The sequence below is a fragment of the Fictibacillus arsenicus genome (genome assembly GCF_001642935.1).
Lineage (GTDB): Bacteria > Bacillota > Bacilli > Bacillales > Fictibacillaceae > Fictibacillus > Fictibacillus arsenicus_B.
Window position 1 is genome coordinate 2,054,196 of sequence record NZ_CP016761.1, and the last position, 15,271, is coordinate 2,069,466.

Here is a 15,271-nt window from a genome sequence, read left to right on the forward strand (position 1 = left end):
TAATTTTGGATTTAGACCCGAAAACAGCCTAACGTGCATAAACTATACCGTGATTTCATTATTTAGAAATTTCAGATTAATTGGCACGAATCTTGCATGATTTATTTGATGTAGAAATAAAGGAGGTCACTTATATGCCGGTAGTTGATGGATTGTTCAAACCTAAGAAACATTGGAAAGAGTATGAGCTTTGGAAGGATGTAACTGAGGATCAATGGAATGATTGGTTATGGCAGCTTACTAATACAATCAGAAATTTAAACGATTTAAGGAAAGTAGTTAACTTGACACCTGAAGAAGAAGAAGGCGTAAAGATTTCTACTATGACAATACCTTTGAACATCACACCTTATTATGCATGGCTGATGGATCAAGATGATGCTAGATGTCCTATTCGAATGCAGTCTGTACCTATTGGAAAAGAAATTTTAAAGACGAAATATGATTTAGAAGATCCGCTGCATGAGGATGAAGATTCTCCTGTACCTGGACTTACTCATCGTTATCCGGACAGAGTTCTTTTCTTGGTAACAAATCAATGTTCTATGTATTGCCGTTATTGTACGAGAAGAAGATTCTCAGGACAGATTGGCATGGGTGTTCCTAAAAAGCAGCTCGATGCGGCCATTAATTATATAAGAAATAATCCACAAGTGAGAGACTGCTTAATCTCCGGCGGTGACGGATTATTAATCAACGACAATATTCTTGAATATATTTTAAAGAACCTTAGAGAAATACCACATCTGGAAATTATCCGTATCGGGACGAGAGCGCCTGTAGTATTTCCGCAAAGAATTACAGAAAACCTGTGTAATATCCTGAAGAAATATCACCCAGTGTGGCTTAACACTCACTTCAATACTTCTTTAGAGATAACAGAGGAATCAAAGAGAGCTTGTGAAATGCTTGCGAATGCAGGTGTTCCTGTTGGGAATCAATCAGTCATTCTAGCTGGAATTAATGACAGTGTACCGATCATGAAGAAATTAATGCATGATCTTGTAAAAATACGAGTTAGACCATATTACATCTATCAGTGTGATCTATCAGAAGGAATCGGTCATTTCAGGGCTCCAGTATCAAAAGGTCTTGAAATTATTGAAGGATTAAGAGGCCATACTTCAGGCTATGCTGTTCCAACATTCGTTGTTGACGCTCCTGGAGGCGGAGGTAAAATCGCTGTTCAGCCAAATTATTTAATCTCGCAATCTCCTGAAAAAGTTGTACTCCGAAACTTTGAAGGTGTGATTACTTCCTATCCTGAACCGCAAAACTATCAAGCTGGGAGAGCGGATGCATATTTTAATGAAATCATGGGGACGAATCACATCAAACCGGCTATCGGTGTATCTGCATTAATGCGTGATGAAGCTTTCAACTTGGTTCCACAAGGCTTAAAACGTTTAGAGCGAAGAGAGGATTATGGCACAAACCCTGAACATAGTTCATTAAAAGATAAACGGGATAAACGTGATGAATTAAAAGAGAAAAAATTTAAATCTGAGCAAGAGAAAAACGCAGGAGTTTCTGGTACGCCTGAAGAACAAAAGAATGCATAAGAATGGAGGATAACATGAAGTGTTTATGGTGTGAAAATGAAAATGCAGAACAGACTGCCCGCACAGGTTATTGGGAACTTCCAGATGGCACAAGAGCAGTCGAAATAACTATAATACCTTCAGTTTCCTGCCCGTCTTGCGGCATGGAGTATCAAGAAGACCATATTGTAGATGAAATTGAAGATCAGCTAATGCTCATTGATACAAAAAAGATAGATTCTTCTATTTCCTTTACTGACCTGATGAGCATTCCAAGGTTTTTAAAGAAAAATTATTTTAAGCTATAACAACACATAGAGGAAGGAAATGTCTTCAATTTGGCATTTCCTTTTCAACCTCACGAGGAAGGAGCCTTTTTTATGAGAAAATCACATCTCATTAAACCGGTTCTAGGAAATGATTATCCTGTAATCAGTCATGGTAAAGGAATCTACCTATATGACAAAGAAGGAAAACAGTACATTGACGGATCATCAGGAGCTATTACTGCCAATATAGGGCATGGTGTACAAGAAATTGCTGAAGCGTTGTGGAATCAGGCTAAACACGTATCCTTTGTATATCGATCACAGTTTACAAGTGATGCTGCTGAAATGCTGGCTGAAAAACTAGCTGAATATGCACCTGATGAATTAAAATCCGTTTTCTTTGTTAATAGTGGTTCTGAGGCAACTGAAACTGCATTAAAGATCGCTATTCAATATTTTCAAGAGCAAGGGGTTTTTACGAAAACAAAAGTTCTATCGAGATGGACCAGCTACCATGGCATTACATTAGGAGCTTTATCTATGTCCGGACATCAGCTAAGAAGACAGCGTTTCAATTCGCTTTTAGAAGATTTCCCGGTAGCTCCAGCACCATATTGCTATCAATGTCCATTAAAGGATTCATATCCAGGATGCGGTGTCAGATGTGCTGATGAACTGGAAAACATCGTTCAAGCGATAGGTGCAGAACAGATAGCTGCTTTTATAGTTGAACCAGTAATCGGCGCTTCAGGTGGAGCTATTGTTCCCCCAGATGAATATTATTCAAAAATTAGAGCGATTTGCGATAAGTATGACATTTTAATGATTGCTGATGAAGTAATGACTGGAATGGGCAGGACTGGAAAAATGTTTGCGATGGAACACTGGGGAGTCATACCTGATATTATTGCACTCGGAAAAGGCATGAGTGCAGGTTATACACCTATGGCGGCAACAATTGTTTCAGACAAAATCATGAATACAATTGAGTCAGGAAGCAAAGTCGTGATGAGCGGCCATACCTTTAGTGCCAATCCTCAGTCAGCAGCAGCTTGTCTTGCCGTACTTCATTATATTGAAAGAAATAATCTCCAAGAAAATGCAGCTTTAATGGGTGATTATCTTCAAAACCATCTACAGCGTTTGCAATGGAAATATTCATTGATTGGTGATGTTCGAGGAAAAGGACTACTATGCGGACTTGAACTAATTAAAGATCCTATGACTAGAGAACCTTTTGAACTATCAAACAAGATTACAGACCGGCTATTATCGATTTGTTTTGAAAAAGGGCTGCTTGTTTATCCGGCTGTTGGCGGTGTAACAGGATTTTCAGGTGATTCTATCCTTATATCTCCGCCACTGACGGTAACAAAAGAACAAATTAATGACATTATAGATATTCTTGACCAATCAATAGGCGAACTTACCAATCAATTAATCTCTGAAGGTTTATATATTACGGAAGCCACGAGTTGAAAGAGGTGTGGGAGATGGCACAAGTAAATAAACAAATATCATTAGAAAGTGCATCTCAATATTTTTTTAACGGAATGTCACTGATGGTAGGTGGATTTGGAGGGGTAGGTGCTCCTCCTTCTTTAGTGAATCTCATTCTGGAAAAGAATATTCAAGATATTTTTCTTATAAGCAATGATACTGGGTTTCCATGGATCGGACCCGGCAAGCTTATTACTGAAAAACGAGTTAAAAAGCTGATCGTATCTCATATCGGTTCAAATCCAGAAGCCGGAAAACAGATGCAGGACGGGTCTTTGGAAGTGGAGTTTGTCCCTCAAGGAACGCTCGCAGAAAAAATCAGAGCAGGGGGTATGGGACTAGGCGGAATTTTAGTAGATGTAGGTTTAGGTACTGTTGTTGAAGCAAATAAACAAAAAGTTCATGTGAACAGCAAAGAGTATATGATAGAGACCGCTTTAACTGCAGACGTATCCATTATCTATGCGAAAAAAGCTGATTTGTATGGAAATCTTGTATATGACAAAAGTGCGCGAAATACAAATCCTCTAGTAGCGACAGCAGGACAAATCACGATCGCTGAGGTTGAAGAAATTGTGCCGACCGGTTCAATAAATCCCGAAGAAATCATTACTCCTGGAGTATTTGTTGATTACATTATTCAAAGTAAAGGGGTGGACTGGAAATGGGTTTGGGAATTGAAACAAGGCACAGGATCGCAAGAAGGGCAGCACTCGAAATAAAAGATGGCATGACAGTTAATCTGGGCATTGGCATTCCAACACTTGTTGCAGATTATATACCAAAAGAATTACATATTATGCTCCACACTGAGAATGGCATTTTAGGGATGGGTGGTTCCCCTGCAGAAGGTAAGGAAGATGGAAATTTATCAAATGCAGGAGGATATCCAGTTACGATTCAGCCAGGTGCTTCTTATTTTGACAGTGCAACTGCTTTCGGAATTATCCGCAAAGGTTTGCTTGATGTAACGATATTAGGTGCACTTGAAGTCAGCGAGAAAGGTGATATCGCAAATTGGATCGTTCCCGGGAAGCGTGTACCGGGCATGGGCGGTGCGATTGATCTTGCTCAAAAAGCGAAAAAAGTAATCATTCTTATGAACCATACAGACAAATTCGGAAATCCTAAAATTGTTAAGAATTGTTCTCTCCCGCTTACCGTAAGGGAAGGAGCGCATATGATTATTACTGAAAAAGCTGTTTTTCATTGTGAATACGGCCAATTATTCCTCAGAGAAGTTATGAATCCATATACCGTTGAAGATGTTATCAATACGACGGGTGCTGCCGTTATCGTTGATGAAAAAGTTTCTGTATTTCAATAAAAGTGCTGAGGGAGGACAGTTATGCTTCTAAAAGATAAACTTTCGAATTGGCTTTTAAAAGAACAAGATAATGCGATACGTTTTTTGCAGGAAACAGTTCAAGAGGCAAGTACAACAGGCAATGAAGCAAGCGTTCAAAATATGATTGCGAAAAAACTGAATGAAATGGGACTCGAGGTAGATATGTGGCACCCTGATGGGGAAGAGCTGGCAAAACATCCATACTTCTGTGCGAGCCGAACTAACTTTAGCAGCAGTCCTAATGTAGTAGGTATTTGGCGAGGAAAAGGAAATGGACACTCGCTTGTACTAAACGGCCATATTGATGTTGTTCCCGAAGGCGATTTGAATCAATGGGATGATCATCCATACAGCGGAAAGATTATAGATGGAAAACTATATGGACGTGGTTCCACTGACATGAAGGGGGGGAACTTGTCACTTCTTCTTGCGATTCAGGCGTTAAAAGAAACAGGAACAACTTTAGATGGAGACTTGTTTTTTCATAGTGTTATAGAAGAAGAGAGCGGCGGTGCAGGTACACTGGCAGCTGTTCTTAGAGGATATACAGCAGACGCTGCTATCATCCCAGAACCAACAAACATGAAAATATTCCCTGCTCAGCAAGGATCCATGTGGTTTAAGCTAACCATTAATGGAAAGGCAGCACACGGAGGAACCCGCTATGAAGGGGTCAGTGCAATTGAAAAAACTGCTGTAGTCTTAGAAGCAGTCAAGGCTCTTGAAACGAAACGCAACCAAAGGATAACGGATCCATTATATAGGGATATACCTATCCCAGTTCCTATCAATATAGGAAAAATCTCAGGAGGAAATTGGCCTTCTTCCGTTCCTGATACAGTTCATTTAGAAGGCAGGATTGGTGTAGCACCTCATGAAACATTAGAAGAAGTAAAACGTGAGTTAGGAGACTATCTTTCTAGCATTCAGGATGAATGGCTATTGGAGCATCCTGTTTCTGTAGAATGGTTTGGAGCACAATGGCTGCCTGGTTCTATTGATACAGATCATCCTCTCATGAATACTCTTATCAAAAACTATGAACATGTTAAAAAAGAAAGACCGATCATTGAAGCTTCTCCATGGGGAACAGACGGCGGTCTGCTTTCACAAGCAGGAAATACACCCTCAATTGTCTTCGGGCCAGGTGTTACTGCCGTTGCTCATTACCCAAATGAATACATTGAAATCTCAAAGATTATTGAAGCAGCAGAAATTATTGCTTTAACGATTTATGACTGGTGCGGGGGGAGTAACTAATGAAGAAATCAGAAGGATTATTAAAGCGAAAAGAGCTGAATGTACCAAGAGGACCCTTTAATACGGTATTGAGCTTTCTGGATCATGCAAAAGGCAGTACGATGACCGATGTCGACGGGAAGGAATACATTGATTTTGCCGGTGCTATCGGCACGCTTAATGTCGGCCATTGTCCGCCAAGAGTCGTTGAAGCATTAAAAAATCAAATTGATAAATACATTCATCCTTGTTTTCATGTCATGATGTATGAACCATATATTCAGCTGGCTGAAAAATTAAATGAGATCACCCCAGGAATTCATCATAAAAAAACATTCTTCCTGAACAGCGGAGCAGAGGCAGTAGAGAACGCAGTTAAAATAGCAAGGAAATATACGGGAAGAAAAGCGATCATTTCCTTTGAGCGCGGTTTTCATGGGAGGACACTTCTTGCCATGTCATTAACTAGCAAAGTAAAACCATATAAGTTTGAATTTGGACCTTTTGCTCCTGAGACTTACAAGATGCCATATCCTTATTATTATAGAGATGATCGCAATACGGAGGAAACGGATGCAGCCATTTTAAGCAAATTTGAGGATTTCTTTTTAGGCGAAGTTCCTCCAGAAGAAATCGCAGCTATCATTTTTGAACCGGTTCAAGGCGAAGGCGGTTTTGTTGTTCCATCCAAAACTTTCGTGAAAGGTCTGCGCCAGATCTGTGACAAGTATAATATTTTGTTAATCGCAGATGAAATACAAACCGGTTTCGGACGTACAGGTAAAATGTTTGCAATGGAGCACTTTGATGTGGTTCCAGACTTGATGACAATGTCTAAATCAATTGCTGCCGGCCTTCCTATCTCTGCAGTAACCGGAAGAGCGGAAATCATGGATGCGCCTGCCCCAGGAGAAATCGGCGGAACATATGGCGGCAGTCCCCTGGGCTGCGTCGCAGCATTAGAAGTAATTGCAATGATTGAAGAAGAACAGCTATTAACTAAAGCCAATAAAATAGGGGAAATCATATTAGATACTTTTAACAAATGGAAAGATCAATACGAGTTTATCGGAGACGTTCGAGGTATCGGAGCGATGTGCGCACTCGAGATCGTCAAAGATAAAAAAACGAAAGCACCTGATCCAGATAAAGCAAAGAAAATCATAGCTTTGTGCAACTTAAACGGTGTTGCGATCATGGGTGCAGGATTATATAGCAATGTGATTCGGATTCTCTCGCCGCTTGTTATTTCAGAAGAACAGCTTCTAAATGGACTTAATATTATTGAAGAGCAATTAAATCATATAAGTGAGACAGTATCTATGTAATTAGTAAAACCTTGCTGAATCATTGAATCAGCAAGGTTTTTTCAATTCCAAAAAATAGGATTATTTCATAAATATTCTAAATGTTGTGTTATTATTTTAAAAAGGGGAGATAGAGATGAGGGATTGCGGTTTTGAATAAATGGAAAAAAGTAATCATCGGAACTTTTCTTTTTGCAGGGTTTGTTATTTTTACGCAGTATGAGAAAAATGCAGAGCCTGCCTGGAAAGTTAATGGAAAAGAGTTTACAGTCGTAAAGACTTTTAATGAAGGGATAGAAAGAGAATACCTTAAGTTTGAAGAATTAGAAGTTGTAAATAAGTATGGATTTCTGCAAGAAGCTAACAAATCCATTCAATTGCGTGATGAGCTACGAACATTGAAATTCGAAAAGATCTGGAATATCGAAGGACGATTATACATGTTGTACAGTGTTGATCTGAAGGAACGCGATAAGGATGAAAGAGATATTCCGCGCCTTACAGTAAAGAAAATAAAGCTTTCTACAAAGGATGGAAAAGATGCCGTATTTTCTGCAAGTGAAAATACAGGTTTTCCTGGAAAAAGAGACGAAGGTTTTGTTTATAAACACAGGCTATACAGATCGATGATGGTGATACCCATGATTGTCAATCATGACCAAATAGATTGGAATTTATTAATTCAGGCTAACAGATTTGAATTACAAGATGTAGAAATTTCTACTTTAAAAGGCTCTAAATCAATAAAAAATATTCCATTTAAAGTTTCTTCAGAAAATTTATATACAAAAGTTCTTGAATCTTCCCCAATAAATAAAACTTTTACATACGGGAATAACAAAATCGCTGAAATTAAATCGTATGACGTTCTGCTTTATGACCGACGCTTATCATTAGATATATCGAATGAAGATGAAGATCTTGTTGCTTTTTCAGGGTATACCAATAATCAAAAAGACCGGTTTACATGGGACATTATTGGGACTGAAGAAAAAGGCTATTACCTTCCTTCCGTAGAAGATTATTTAGAAAATGACGATGGTGAGAAGACGATTACTTTTCATTCCTCCATGCATAAAAATGCTAAATCTTACTCTTGGACAATTCATAAAGAAGATATTAACCGTGTAAACAAAAATATGGAGCAAACGTTTATAAAGAATGAGGAGATCTTAAATCAAAACAAAATGAAAGTCATTTACGAAGGATTTTCAAAATTTAATGGTGAGCCAGCCATTCAGTTTAGTGTTCTTTCTAAAAGTATTAGTAACCGATTAAGATTAAATCCTGAGAGTATTTATGGCAGAAATGAGATTCCTGAAGAATATAAGCGCCTTTTCCACCAAAATCTCTTAACGATAACAAATGAATCGAATGAACAGTTCAGTAACTATGAAATGCACATGGATGAAACTGAAACAAAAACAACATATTATATCAATTTTTTCAAAGAAGATAGAAACGGAAGTACTAGAGATTACGTACCTATTCCAGAAGAGCGTTTAACAATTACTTTGTCAGATTTAGTGTACTCAAAACCTTTGCCCACAGAGGTTACGATAAAGTATAAAGTACCTAAATTGAAGAAATAAGCATATTTCATAACATATAAAGGGGAATCAGCTTTGAACAGCAAATTGGGAAAAATTATTATAGGAGCTGTTTTATTAATCGGCTTTGTGATCTATACACAATATGAAAAAAACGCTGAGCCAGCTTGGAAAGTAAACACGGAAAATTTTACTGTTCTAGATAGCTGGGAAGAGTTAATGAATTTTGAAAAAATGAAATATAATGATTTAAAATTTGTTGATCATTTTAACCTTTTTAAAGACAGTAGGGTTTCAGTTCCGATTACCAGTGAACATCGAACGTTAAGAATCGAGAAAACGTGGAATTATGGCTTTCAGCTATATGTACTTTACAGTGTGGATATTAAAGAAAGAGACAAAGATGAAGGGGACATTCCTAGGCTGAATGTTGAAAGGATAAAGCTAACTTCAGAACAAAATAAAGAATTCATAGGCACTGCAGAATTATATCCAGGAGAAACCTCATCGGAAGGATATGTTTTTAAACATCGCTTATACCGTTCAATGATGATTCATCCCGAATTTAATAATGCCGTAAATTCACAGGAAGATTGGGAAGAAGTGATGAAAAGTAACCGATTCGAGCTATATGACATCACTATGAGTTCGAAGAAAGGAGTAACAAATTTAAAGCCGATTGCTTTCCAGGTTGAACCAGCTCAGATAAGGGGTATTCCAAAAGCTATAGCATCAATCCCTGTTAACCAAACATTGCACGTTAACAATGGAGATGAAATAACATTGAAAAGTATAGAATTTTTTCAGATTGGCTCGAGAATTATGTTAGATAAGAAAGTTGACAAAGATCTAGTTTCCTTAATTGGCGAAATTAATGTTAATGACCGAAAATTACCTATCGAATATGAGATTTCAAGTGTTCATGAAGCAGAGAATTATATTCAGACCTACTCTTTAATGAGTGAATTGTTAAATTCAGCTCCATCTGAAGAAGGATTTTTTTCTATAACACATTCCGTTCATCGTACCAATAAAGAATATTCATTTTCTGTTGTTAAGGCTGATATTGAAAAGTATAACGCCAATCAATCGAATGGTTTAATAAAAAATAAAGTAATTGTAAATGAAAAAGATGTAAATATCGTATATGAAGGCTTAGAATGGGATGCAGCAAACAATCAAGGAGGAATAAAGTTCTCCATCAATTATCCTGACAACTCAGATAATGTAGAAGAAGCATTTATGTTTCCACGTCCCAGCTATCACTTTGGTGATGGAAATGATGAGGATCGTTATGTAAGAAATCTGATTTCGGTCAAAGATTCTTCAGGGAAGCAATTGGAGAATTATGATATAACGCAAATATACCAAGATGATAAACCTTCATTTATCATTTATTTTTATAACGGTTTACCCGTTGAAGATTTGACTATTACGCTTTCACGATTAACACATTATGAACCGCTAATAAATGCAGTTTCAATTCCATTAATACTTCCTGAACCAAATAAGAAATAAAACAAAGGAAGACTGCTCTATTTTAACGCAGTCTCCTTACTTGTATTTATCTTGGATTGCTTTGAGCACGTTTAATGTACATTTCTTCTTCGCCTACAATACCGCAAGCTCCGCATTGAATTAATCTTTCAGAACCCTTGTAAGGCAGGTGAAACATATCGAGCTGACCTTCTTCATACTGCTGCACAACATCACCTGTAGAAGGATCAAGTTTTACAGAAACAGGATTTTGTTCGATAACATTAAAACGTGTTCGATTTGTTTTGCAATTAGGGCACAAATAAGGATTTGCCAAAATAAAGACCTCCTTTTAGTATTAGGCTAATCATTTAAGGAAAAATTATGTAAGTTTTAATTTAATAATATTTAGCCATAGTAAGATTAAGGAGGGATAACTGATGGGCAGACAGAAAAAAGGCAATGCGAATGCGCAAAGAAACAACAATGTAAAAGAAAATGGAGCAGAAAACCAAACTGAATTTGCTTCTTATGCTGAGATGGAAGTTCAAAAGATGCATCACGGTAAGAAAACAAAATAATTTTACTTCTGATCCAAGACAGAGTATAATAAAAATCTGCGATGTTAGTGGCTTTCCAATGTCTTTAACCTATGTGCTAAAGACGGGAATCCAACATGATCTGTCAGACAGTCATGCCTTGCATTCGACTTGGAAGGCTGTAACGGCAGCTGCGGATACCCACCTGAGAGATCAGGTTCCAAAGGCATATAAAGTCACGGCAGAGCGGATTTTACTTAACAATTAACAAGCGTATTTTACTTCACTGTAAAATGCGCTTTTTTCATAACATAACCGGGGGATATTTGAATGGAGAAGAAAGAAGTATTACTATTGATCGATGGATTCAACCTGCTAAGCAGATGTTATTTTGCTACAGCTTATGGCAAAGAGATGCATGACCTTCCTCGAAATTCGAAAGGACAGTTCACGAATGCAATCCGTGTGACCATACAGAAATTACTCATGCTTGTAAGGGAACACGAGCCTACTCATATTGCAGTTGCTTGGGATGTGAAACGGGAAGAAACACTTAGACGAGAGAAATTTGCAGATTATAAAGGAACTAGAAACGAACTGCCAGAGCCACTCATCCAACAATATGAAACTCTTGTTGAATTGTTTGATACAATCGGAATTACACAGCTTACAATTCCTAGATATGAAGCAGACGATATCATAGGAACCATGGTTAACCGCTGGCGCAATGAAAGAGACGGGGAGTGCATCATCTACAGCAATGATCGTGATCTATTACAGCTGCTATGCGATAGAACATCTCAGCTTATTGCAATAAAACGTGAAGAGTTGAAGTATACACTAAACCATTTTCAGGAGGAGTATGGGATCACTCCTGCACAATGGATTGATGTAAAAGCATTATTGGGCGATAAAAGTGATAACATTCCTGGAGTAGCTGGTGTAGGAGATAAAGCTGCATTACCTCTCATTCAGCAATATGGAGCAGTTGAACTCATTTATGAAAATTTTGAAAATCTAGATCCTAAATTCAAGCGTTATCTGAAAAAGCTTGAAGCAGGAAGGGATATGGCTGTTTTAAGTAAAGATTTATGTACCATCTTCACTGATGTTCCAGATATAATTAACAGAGATCTTGAAGAATGCAGATATCTATTAAATAAAGAAGCGGTTCGAGAAGCTTTGCAGGCTTTGGAAATACAAATAAGAGTGGGTTAATATCCCACTCTTTTTGTTTTCTTTTTAAACATTAAATCACTCCATTTCAGCTCTGAAAGAATCATTCCGAACAAAATGAGAATACATCCAATCAATGCTTTTGAACCTAAACGTTCATTAAGTACAATAAAAGCTGTGATAGCTGCAAAAACAGGTTCCATCGCGAATATCAATGCCACTCTTGCAGGAGTAGTAAAGGATTGAAAATACGTTTGGGCTAAAAAGGCGAGAGCAGTCGCAAACAATGAAGTGATTAGAAGAGCGGTAATGACTTCAGATTTAAAAAGCATATTCGCAGCAAATATCTCCTGCCATTGTTCAGTAAATAATGCTGTGATAAAGCTTAATATGGACACAATAAAAAGCTGAACAACAGTCAGGCATAAAGCATCAAAGGATTTGGCAAACTTACCTGTAAAAACAATGTGCAGCGCAAACGATACTGCACATAGAAGAACATAACCATCACCTATGTTTAAGGAAAAACTATTATGGATTGTAAGTAAATACAGTCCAGCTACTGCAAGCAATGAACTAAAGCCAATCTGCCAGTTCAGTTTATGTTTTAGTAACATATAGCTTAAAAGAGGGACAAGTACTACACTTAATCCTGTTATAAATCCAGCTTTTGAGGAAGTCGTATACAGCAGTCCGACAGTTTGAAATCCGTACCCTAAGAAAAGCCAAAAACCCAATAACGTACCACTTTTTAATAGATTTTTATTTTTAAAATCCTTAAATGATGTACGCTTAAAAAAGTATATAATGAATAATAATAGTATGGCAGCTATAAAAAAACGGACCGTATTAAATGAATATGGTTCTAGAAAAGCAATCGCTTTCTGGACAATAACAAACGTCGTTCCCCAGACAAACGCAACTAACAGCAAGTTAAAATCAGCAAACCATGGTTTCTTTATCATTCGGAACTCCTGTTTAACTGGATAGCTTTCCTAGCCAGTTCATCTGCTGCTTTATTTTGTTTTGATGGTATCCATTTGATAAAGAATAAATCGAGCTGGTCCGCTAAAGATAATGCTTTTTCAAGAAGTACAGTGTATCTTTTGTCTTTGGCATATCTCTTATCTATTGCATTTTCTACAGCTTGAGAATCTGTACGGAAGGAAACAATTCGCCACTTGTTTTCAACACATAACTCCAAGCCTCGTATTAGAGCTTGAAACTCTGCTTCATGGTTAGACATATTGCCTAATGGGAAACGATAAGATTGGGTTGTGCCGTCTCCGATTTTCACATAAACTCCTGCACCTGACAATCCAGGATCACCAGCACTTGCACCATCTATATATACTTCGATCAATTGATGACTCTCCTCTATATAAATTTATATACGTATTATAATGCACTTTAAAAAAAACAAAAAGGAGATTGCTATGAACTTCTCCATAGAATATATGTACAAACATCCAAAATCACAATTGAAAATTCGTTTTGTTTCTGATCCAGTTTCTTTGCAAGAAGCAATTTTTACGGCGAATGACCTGGAAAAAACGGGCCGAATTTCTGAAATGTTGTTCATTGACACTAAAGGTGTTACATGGACAAAAAAAGAACTGTTAAAACTTACTGAAGTTAAAAAAGAAGAGCCTAAAGAAATCCATGTATTTTTTGATGGAGGTTTTTTGGCGGAATCCAGGATGAGCGGCCAAGGAATCATAATTTACTTCTCGCAGAACGGGATAAAATACCGACTAAAGAAAAACACCAGTTTTACAAATATTGAATCTAACAACGAAGCTGAATATGCAGCGTTATGGGCTGCTGCCAGGGAACTCGAAGAACTTGGTGTTCAATATGAGCAGGTGTTAATTCAGGGAGACTCCAAGGTTGTAATCGAACAGTTGAAAGGTGAATGGCCATGTTATGAAGTGAACCTCCAAAACTGGGCAGATAAAATCGAAACACTGTTTAAGAAGCTTCAGATTGAACCTGTTTACGAATGGATTCCAAGAAATGAAAATAAAGATGCTGACCAATTAGTAAATCAGGCTTTAAATGGCAAGATAATCAAAGCCAAAAAAGAAGTCATTGATAATTTCTGATTATAACTGGTACAATTTACTAGAGTCTTTTGATTTTGGGGTTGATTAAAACATGGAAGCAAACATTTTAGAAGATTATGTAGCATTGCTAGCTTCAAAAGGATTTCGTCTTTCAGATGGGGATCTTCACTTTATTGACTTTGGCAGGCATTATACAGAAGCAACTGAATCGCAAGTGAAAATAGCTTTAGAAGTTACACTCATCAAACAATTATCTTTTGATGGGAGTTACTTTATTGCACTGCTTGAATCATTTGTTAAAGAAGGTGTCCGTTCTAAGAAACGTGCATATAAATTACTTGACCAATTACAATCGAACAAAGAAATTAACCGTTATTGTACTGTGGGGTAAAGATGAGCCAATTAATGATAGAAAAAACTGAGGTATTTGTTAAAGAAAAATTAAAAGATGAAAGCAGCGGGCATGACTGGTACCATATTTACCGTGTGAAAAAGCTGGCAGAAAACATTGCCGAGCAAGAAGGTGCTGATCATTTTATATGTGTAATGGCAGCATTGCTTCATGATATAGCTGATGAAAAAATAGCAGGCACTGAAGAAAAAGGACTGCAAGAAGTTAGGTTATGGCTAGAGTCTATCGCTGTAGAAAATCAATACTTAGAACAAATCATATCTATTATAAGCACGATGTCGTTTAAAGGCGGAAATCAGTCTGCTATGCAAACTCTTGAAGGACAGGTCGTCCAAGATGCTGACAGGCTGGATGCTATTGGAGCAATAGGTATCGGAAGGACTTTTGCTTATTCTGGAGCAAAAGGACAATTGATGTATGACCCCGAGATTCCAGTCCGGGAAAAGATGACGAAAGATCAATACAGGAATGAAAAGAGTACTGCAGTTAACCACTTTTATGAAAAATTATTAAAATTAAAAAATACAATGAATACAACTTACGCAAAAAAGCTTGCGAATGAACGGCATGCATTCTTGGAGAGCTTTTTAGAGCAGTTTTTTGGAGAATGGGAAGGGAAGAAGTAGGTAAGCGTAAGTTTTGCGCTCCAAAACTTACCTTTTCAGATACGCTATGGGGTATAAAGAGGAAGGATACCTCAAAATAAATGTTTCAATCCACGAAAATTGCATCTGAATCCACGAGAATGACCCCTCAATCCACGAGTTTTAACCCTGAATCCAAAAATTTTCTGTGTTTATCCACGAGTTGTCATATGTTGACAAATTTCGAATGCCTCGAATTACGGA

General features: G+C 37.4%; 17 protein-coding genes and 1 other RNA gene. 15 read left to right on the forward strand and 3 right to left on the reverse strand.

The annotated features are described in order from the left end of the window. Positions 1 to 134: 134 nt before the first annotated feature. The 9 genes from ablA to ABE41_RS10705 all read left to right on the forward strand — a co-directional run bounded on the left by ablA (position 135) and on the right by ABE41_RS10705 (position 10,272). Positions 135 to 1,562, forward strand: a complete 1,428-nt coding sequence (gene ablA / locus ABE41_RS10665) for a lysine 2,3-aminomutase (protein ID WP_066289886.1) — start codon at positions 135 to 137, stop codon at positions 1,560 to 1,562. Positions 1,563 to 1,576: 14 nt separating this feature from the next. After that, positions 1,577 to 1,849 (forward strand): YokU family protein, encoded by a 273-nt coding sequence (locus tag ABE41_RS10670; protein WP_066289888.1) that lies wholly within the window; start codon positions 1,577 to 1,579, stop codon positions 1,847 to 1,849. Positions 1,850 to 1,921: 72 nt separating this feature from the next. Continuing rightward, positions 1,922 to 3,289, forward strand: a complete 1,368-nt coding sequence (locus ABE41_RS10675; RefSeq protein WP_066289890.1) for an aspartate aminotransferase family protein — start codon at positions 1,922 to 1,924, stop codon at positions 3,287 to 3,289. A gap of 14 nt (positions 3,290 to 3,303) precedes the next feature. Further along, positions 3,304 to 4,032: a CoA transferase subunit A gene (locus tag ABE41_RS10680; RefSeq protein WP_066289892.1), complete on the forward strand. Its 729-nt coding sequence runs from the start codon at positions 3,304 to 3,306 to the stop codon at positions 4,030 to 4,032. Then, positions 3,975 to 4,637 carry a 3-oxoacid CoA-transferase subunit B gene (locus ABE41_RS10685; RefSeq protein ID WP_066289894.1) on the forward strand — a complete coding sequence of 221 codons (663 nt, stop codon included), beginning with the start codon at positions 3,975 to 3,977 and terminating at the stop codon, positions 4,635 to 4,637. Before ABE41_RS10680 ends, ABE41_RS10685 begins: the two co-directional genes overlap by 58 nt. 21 nt (positions 4,638 to 4,658) lie before the next feature. Further along, a complete protein-coding gene (locus ABE41_RS10690) occupies positions 4,659 to 5,918 on the forward strand; it encodes a peptidase (RefSeq protein ID WP_066289895.1) in 1,260 nt (419 codons plus the stop codon). Beyond that, positions 5,918 to 7,225, forward strand: a complete 1,308-nt coding sequence (gene gabT, locus ABE41_RS10695; RefSeq protein WP_066289898.1) for a 4-aminobutyrate--2-oxoglutarate transaminase — start codon at positions 5,918 to 5,920, stop codon at positions 7,223 to 7,225. The genes ABE41_RS10690 and gabT overlap by 1 nt, the downstream gene beginning before the upstream one ends. A gap of 131 nt (positions 7,226 to 7,356) precedes the next feature. After that, the gene (locus ABE41_RS10700) at positions 7,357 to 8,796 is read left to right on the forward strand and encodes a hypothetical protein (RefSeq protein ID WP_066289900.1); all 1,440 of its coding nucleotides are present in this window, start codon (positions 7,357 to 7,359) and stop codon (positions 8,794 to 8,796) included. A 33-nt stretch (positions 8,797 to 8,829) separates the two neighbouring features. Then, the gene (locus ABE41_RS10705; protein ID WP_066289904.1) at positions 8,830 to 10,272 is read left to right on the forward strand and encodes a hypothetical protein; all 1,443 of its coding nucleotides are present in this window, start codon (positions 8,830 to 8,832) and stop codon (positions 10,270 to 10,272) included. Between the two features lie 46 nt (positions 10,273 to 10,318). Here ABE41_RS10705 and ABE41_RS10710 read toward each other — a convergent pair whose 3' ends face one another. Then, positions 10,319 to 10,567 (reverse strand): DNA alkylation repair protein, encoded by a 249-nt coding sequence (locus ABE41_RS10710; RefSeq protein ID WP_066289906.1) that lies wholly within the window; start codon positions 10,565 to 10,567, stop codon positions 10,319 to 10,321. Positions 10,568 to 10,670: 103 nt separating this feature from the next. On the opposite strand from ABE41_RS10710, the gene ABE41_RS21240 reads away from it, so the two are divergent. The 3 genes from ABE41_RS21240 (at position 10,671) to ABE41_RS10720 (ending at position 11,987) form a co-directional block, all read left to right on the forward strand. Next, positions 10,671 to 10,811: a hypothetical protein gene (locus ABE41_RS21240; protein ID WP_165389407.1), complete on the forward strand. Its 141-nt coding sequence runs from the start codon at positions 10,671 to 10,673 to the stop codon at positions 10,809 to 10,811. Positions 10,812 to 10,841: 30 nt separating this feature from the next. Then, a non-coding RNA gene (gene ssrS / locus ABE41_RS10715) (6S RNA) lies at positions 10,842 to 11,026 on the forward strand. 73 nt (positions 11,027 to 11,099) lie between these two features. Next, a complete protein-coding gene (locus ABE41_RS10720; protein WP_066289907.1) occupies positions 11,100 to 11,987 on the forward strand; it encodes a 5'-3' exonuclease in 888 nt (295 codons plus the stop codon). On the opposite strand, the gene ABE41_RS10725 is transcribed toward ABE41_RS10720, so the two are convergent. Continuing rightward, complete coding sequence (locus ABE41_RS10725) at positions 11,984 to 12,910, reverse strand: DMT family transporter (RefSeq protein ID WP_172827353.1); 927 nt, start codon at positions 12,908 to 12,910, stop codon at positions 11,984 to 11,986. The genes ABE41_RS10720 and ABE41_RS10725 overlap by 4 nt on opposite strands. Beyond that, positions 12,907 to 13,308, reverse strand: coding sequence for a reverse transcriptase-like protein (locus tag ABE41_RS10730; protein WP_066289909.1), 402 nt, complete (start codon positions 13,306 to 13,308; stop codon positions 12,907 to 12,909). The genes ABE41_RS10725 and ABE41_RS10730 overlap by 4 nt, the downstream gene beginning before the upstream one ends. Positions 13,309 to 13,381: 73 nt before the next feature. On the opposite strand from ABE41_RS10730, the gene ABE41_RS10735 reads away from it, so the two are divergent. The 3 genes from ABE41_RS10735 to ABE41_RS10745 are packed head-to-tail and all read left to right on the forward strand — an operon-like array spanning position 13,382 to position 15,049. After that, positions 13,382 to 14,050, forward strand: coding sequence for a reverse transcriptase-like protein (locus ABE41_RS10735; RefSeq protein WP_066289912.1), 669 nt, complete (start codon positions 13,382 to 13,384; stop codon positions 14,048 to 14,050). A 52-nt stretch (positions 14,051 to 14,102) separates the two neighbouring features. After that, positions 14,103 to 14,402 carry a DUF6123 family protein gene (locus tag ABE41_RS10740; protein WP_066289914.1) on the forward strand — a complete coding sequence of 100 codons (300 nt, stop codon included), beginning with the start codon at positions 14,103 to 14,105 and terminating at the stop codon, positions 14,400 to 14,402. A gap of 2 nt (positions 14,403 to 14,404) precedes the next feature. Further along, entirely contained in the window at positions 14,405 to 15,049 is a 645-nt protein-coding gene (locus ABE41_RS10745; RefSeq protein ID WP_066289916.1) for an HD domain-containing protein, read from the forward strand. Positions 15,050 to 15,271: the final 222 nt, after the last annotated feature.

Bases quoted from the DNA above. Each gene is read 5' to 3' on its own strand.
- ABE41_RS10675 (WP_066289890.1), top strand. From the start codon at position 1,922: ATGAGAAAATCACATCTCATTAAACCGGTTCTAGGAAATGATTATCCT.
- ABE41_RS10725 (WP_172827353.1), bottom strand. From the start codon at position 12,910: ATGATAAAGAAACCATGGTTTGCTGATTTTAACTTGCTGTTAGTTGCG.
- ABE41_RS21240 (WP_165389407.1), top strand. From the start codon at position 10,671: ATGGGCAGACAGAAAAAAGGCAATGCGAATGCGCAAAGAAACAACAAT.
- ABE41_RS10745 (WP_066289916.1), top strand. From the start codon at position 14,405: ATGAGCCAATTAATGATAGAAAAAACTGAGGTATTTGTTAAAGAAAAA.
- ABE41_RS10685 (WP_066289894.1), top strand. From the start codon at position 3,975: ATGGGTTTGGGAATTGAAACAAGGCACAGGATCGCAAGAAGGGCAGCA.
- ABE41_RS10735 (WP_066289912.1), top strand. From the start codon at position 13,382: ATGAACTTCTCCATAGAATATATGTACAAACATCCAAAATCACAATTG.
- ABE41_RS10680 (WP_066289892.1), top strand. From the start codon at position 3,304: ATGGCACAAGTAAATAAACAAATATCATTAGAAAGTGCATCTCAATAT.
- ABE41_RS10720 (WP_066289907.1), top strand. From the start codon at position 11,100: ATGGAGAAGAAAGAAGTATTACTATTGATCGATGGATTCAACCTGCTA.
- ABE41_RS10670 (WP_066289888.1), top strand. From the start codon at position 1,577: ATGAAGTGTTTATGGTGTGAAAATGAAAATGCAGAACAGACTGCCCGC.
- ablA (WP_066289886.1), top strand. From the start codon at position 135: ATGCCGGTAGTTGATGGATTGTTCAAACCTAAGAAACATTGGAAAGAG.
- ABE41_RS10690 (WP_066289895.1), top strand. From the start codon at position 4,659: ATGCTTCTAAAAGATAAACTTTCGAATTGGCTTTTAAAAGAACAAGAT.
- gabT (WP_066289898.1), top strand. From the start codon at position 5,918: ATGAAGAAATCAGAAGGATTATTAAAGCGAAAAGAGCTGAATGTACCA.
- ABE41_RS10740 (WP_066289914.1), top strand. From the start codon at position 14,103: ATGGAAGCAAACATTTTAGAAGATTATGTAGCATTGCTAGCTTCAAAA.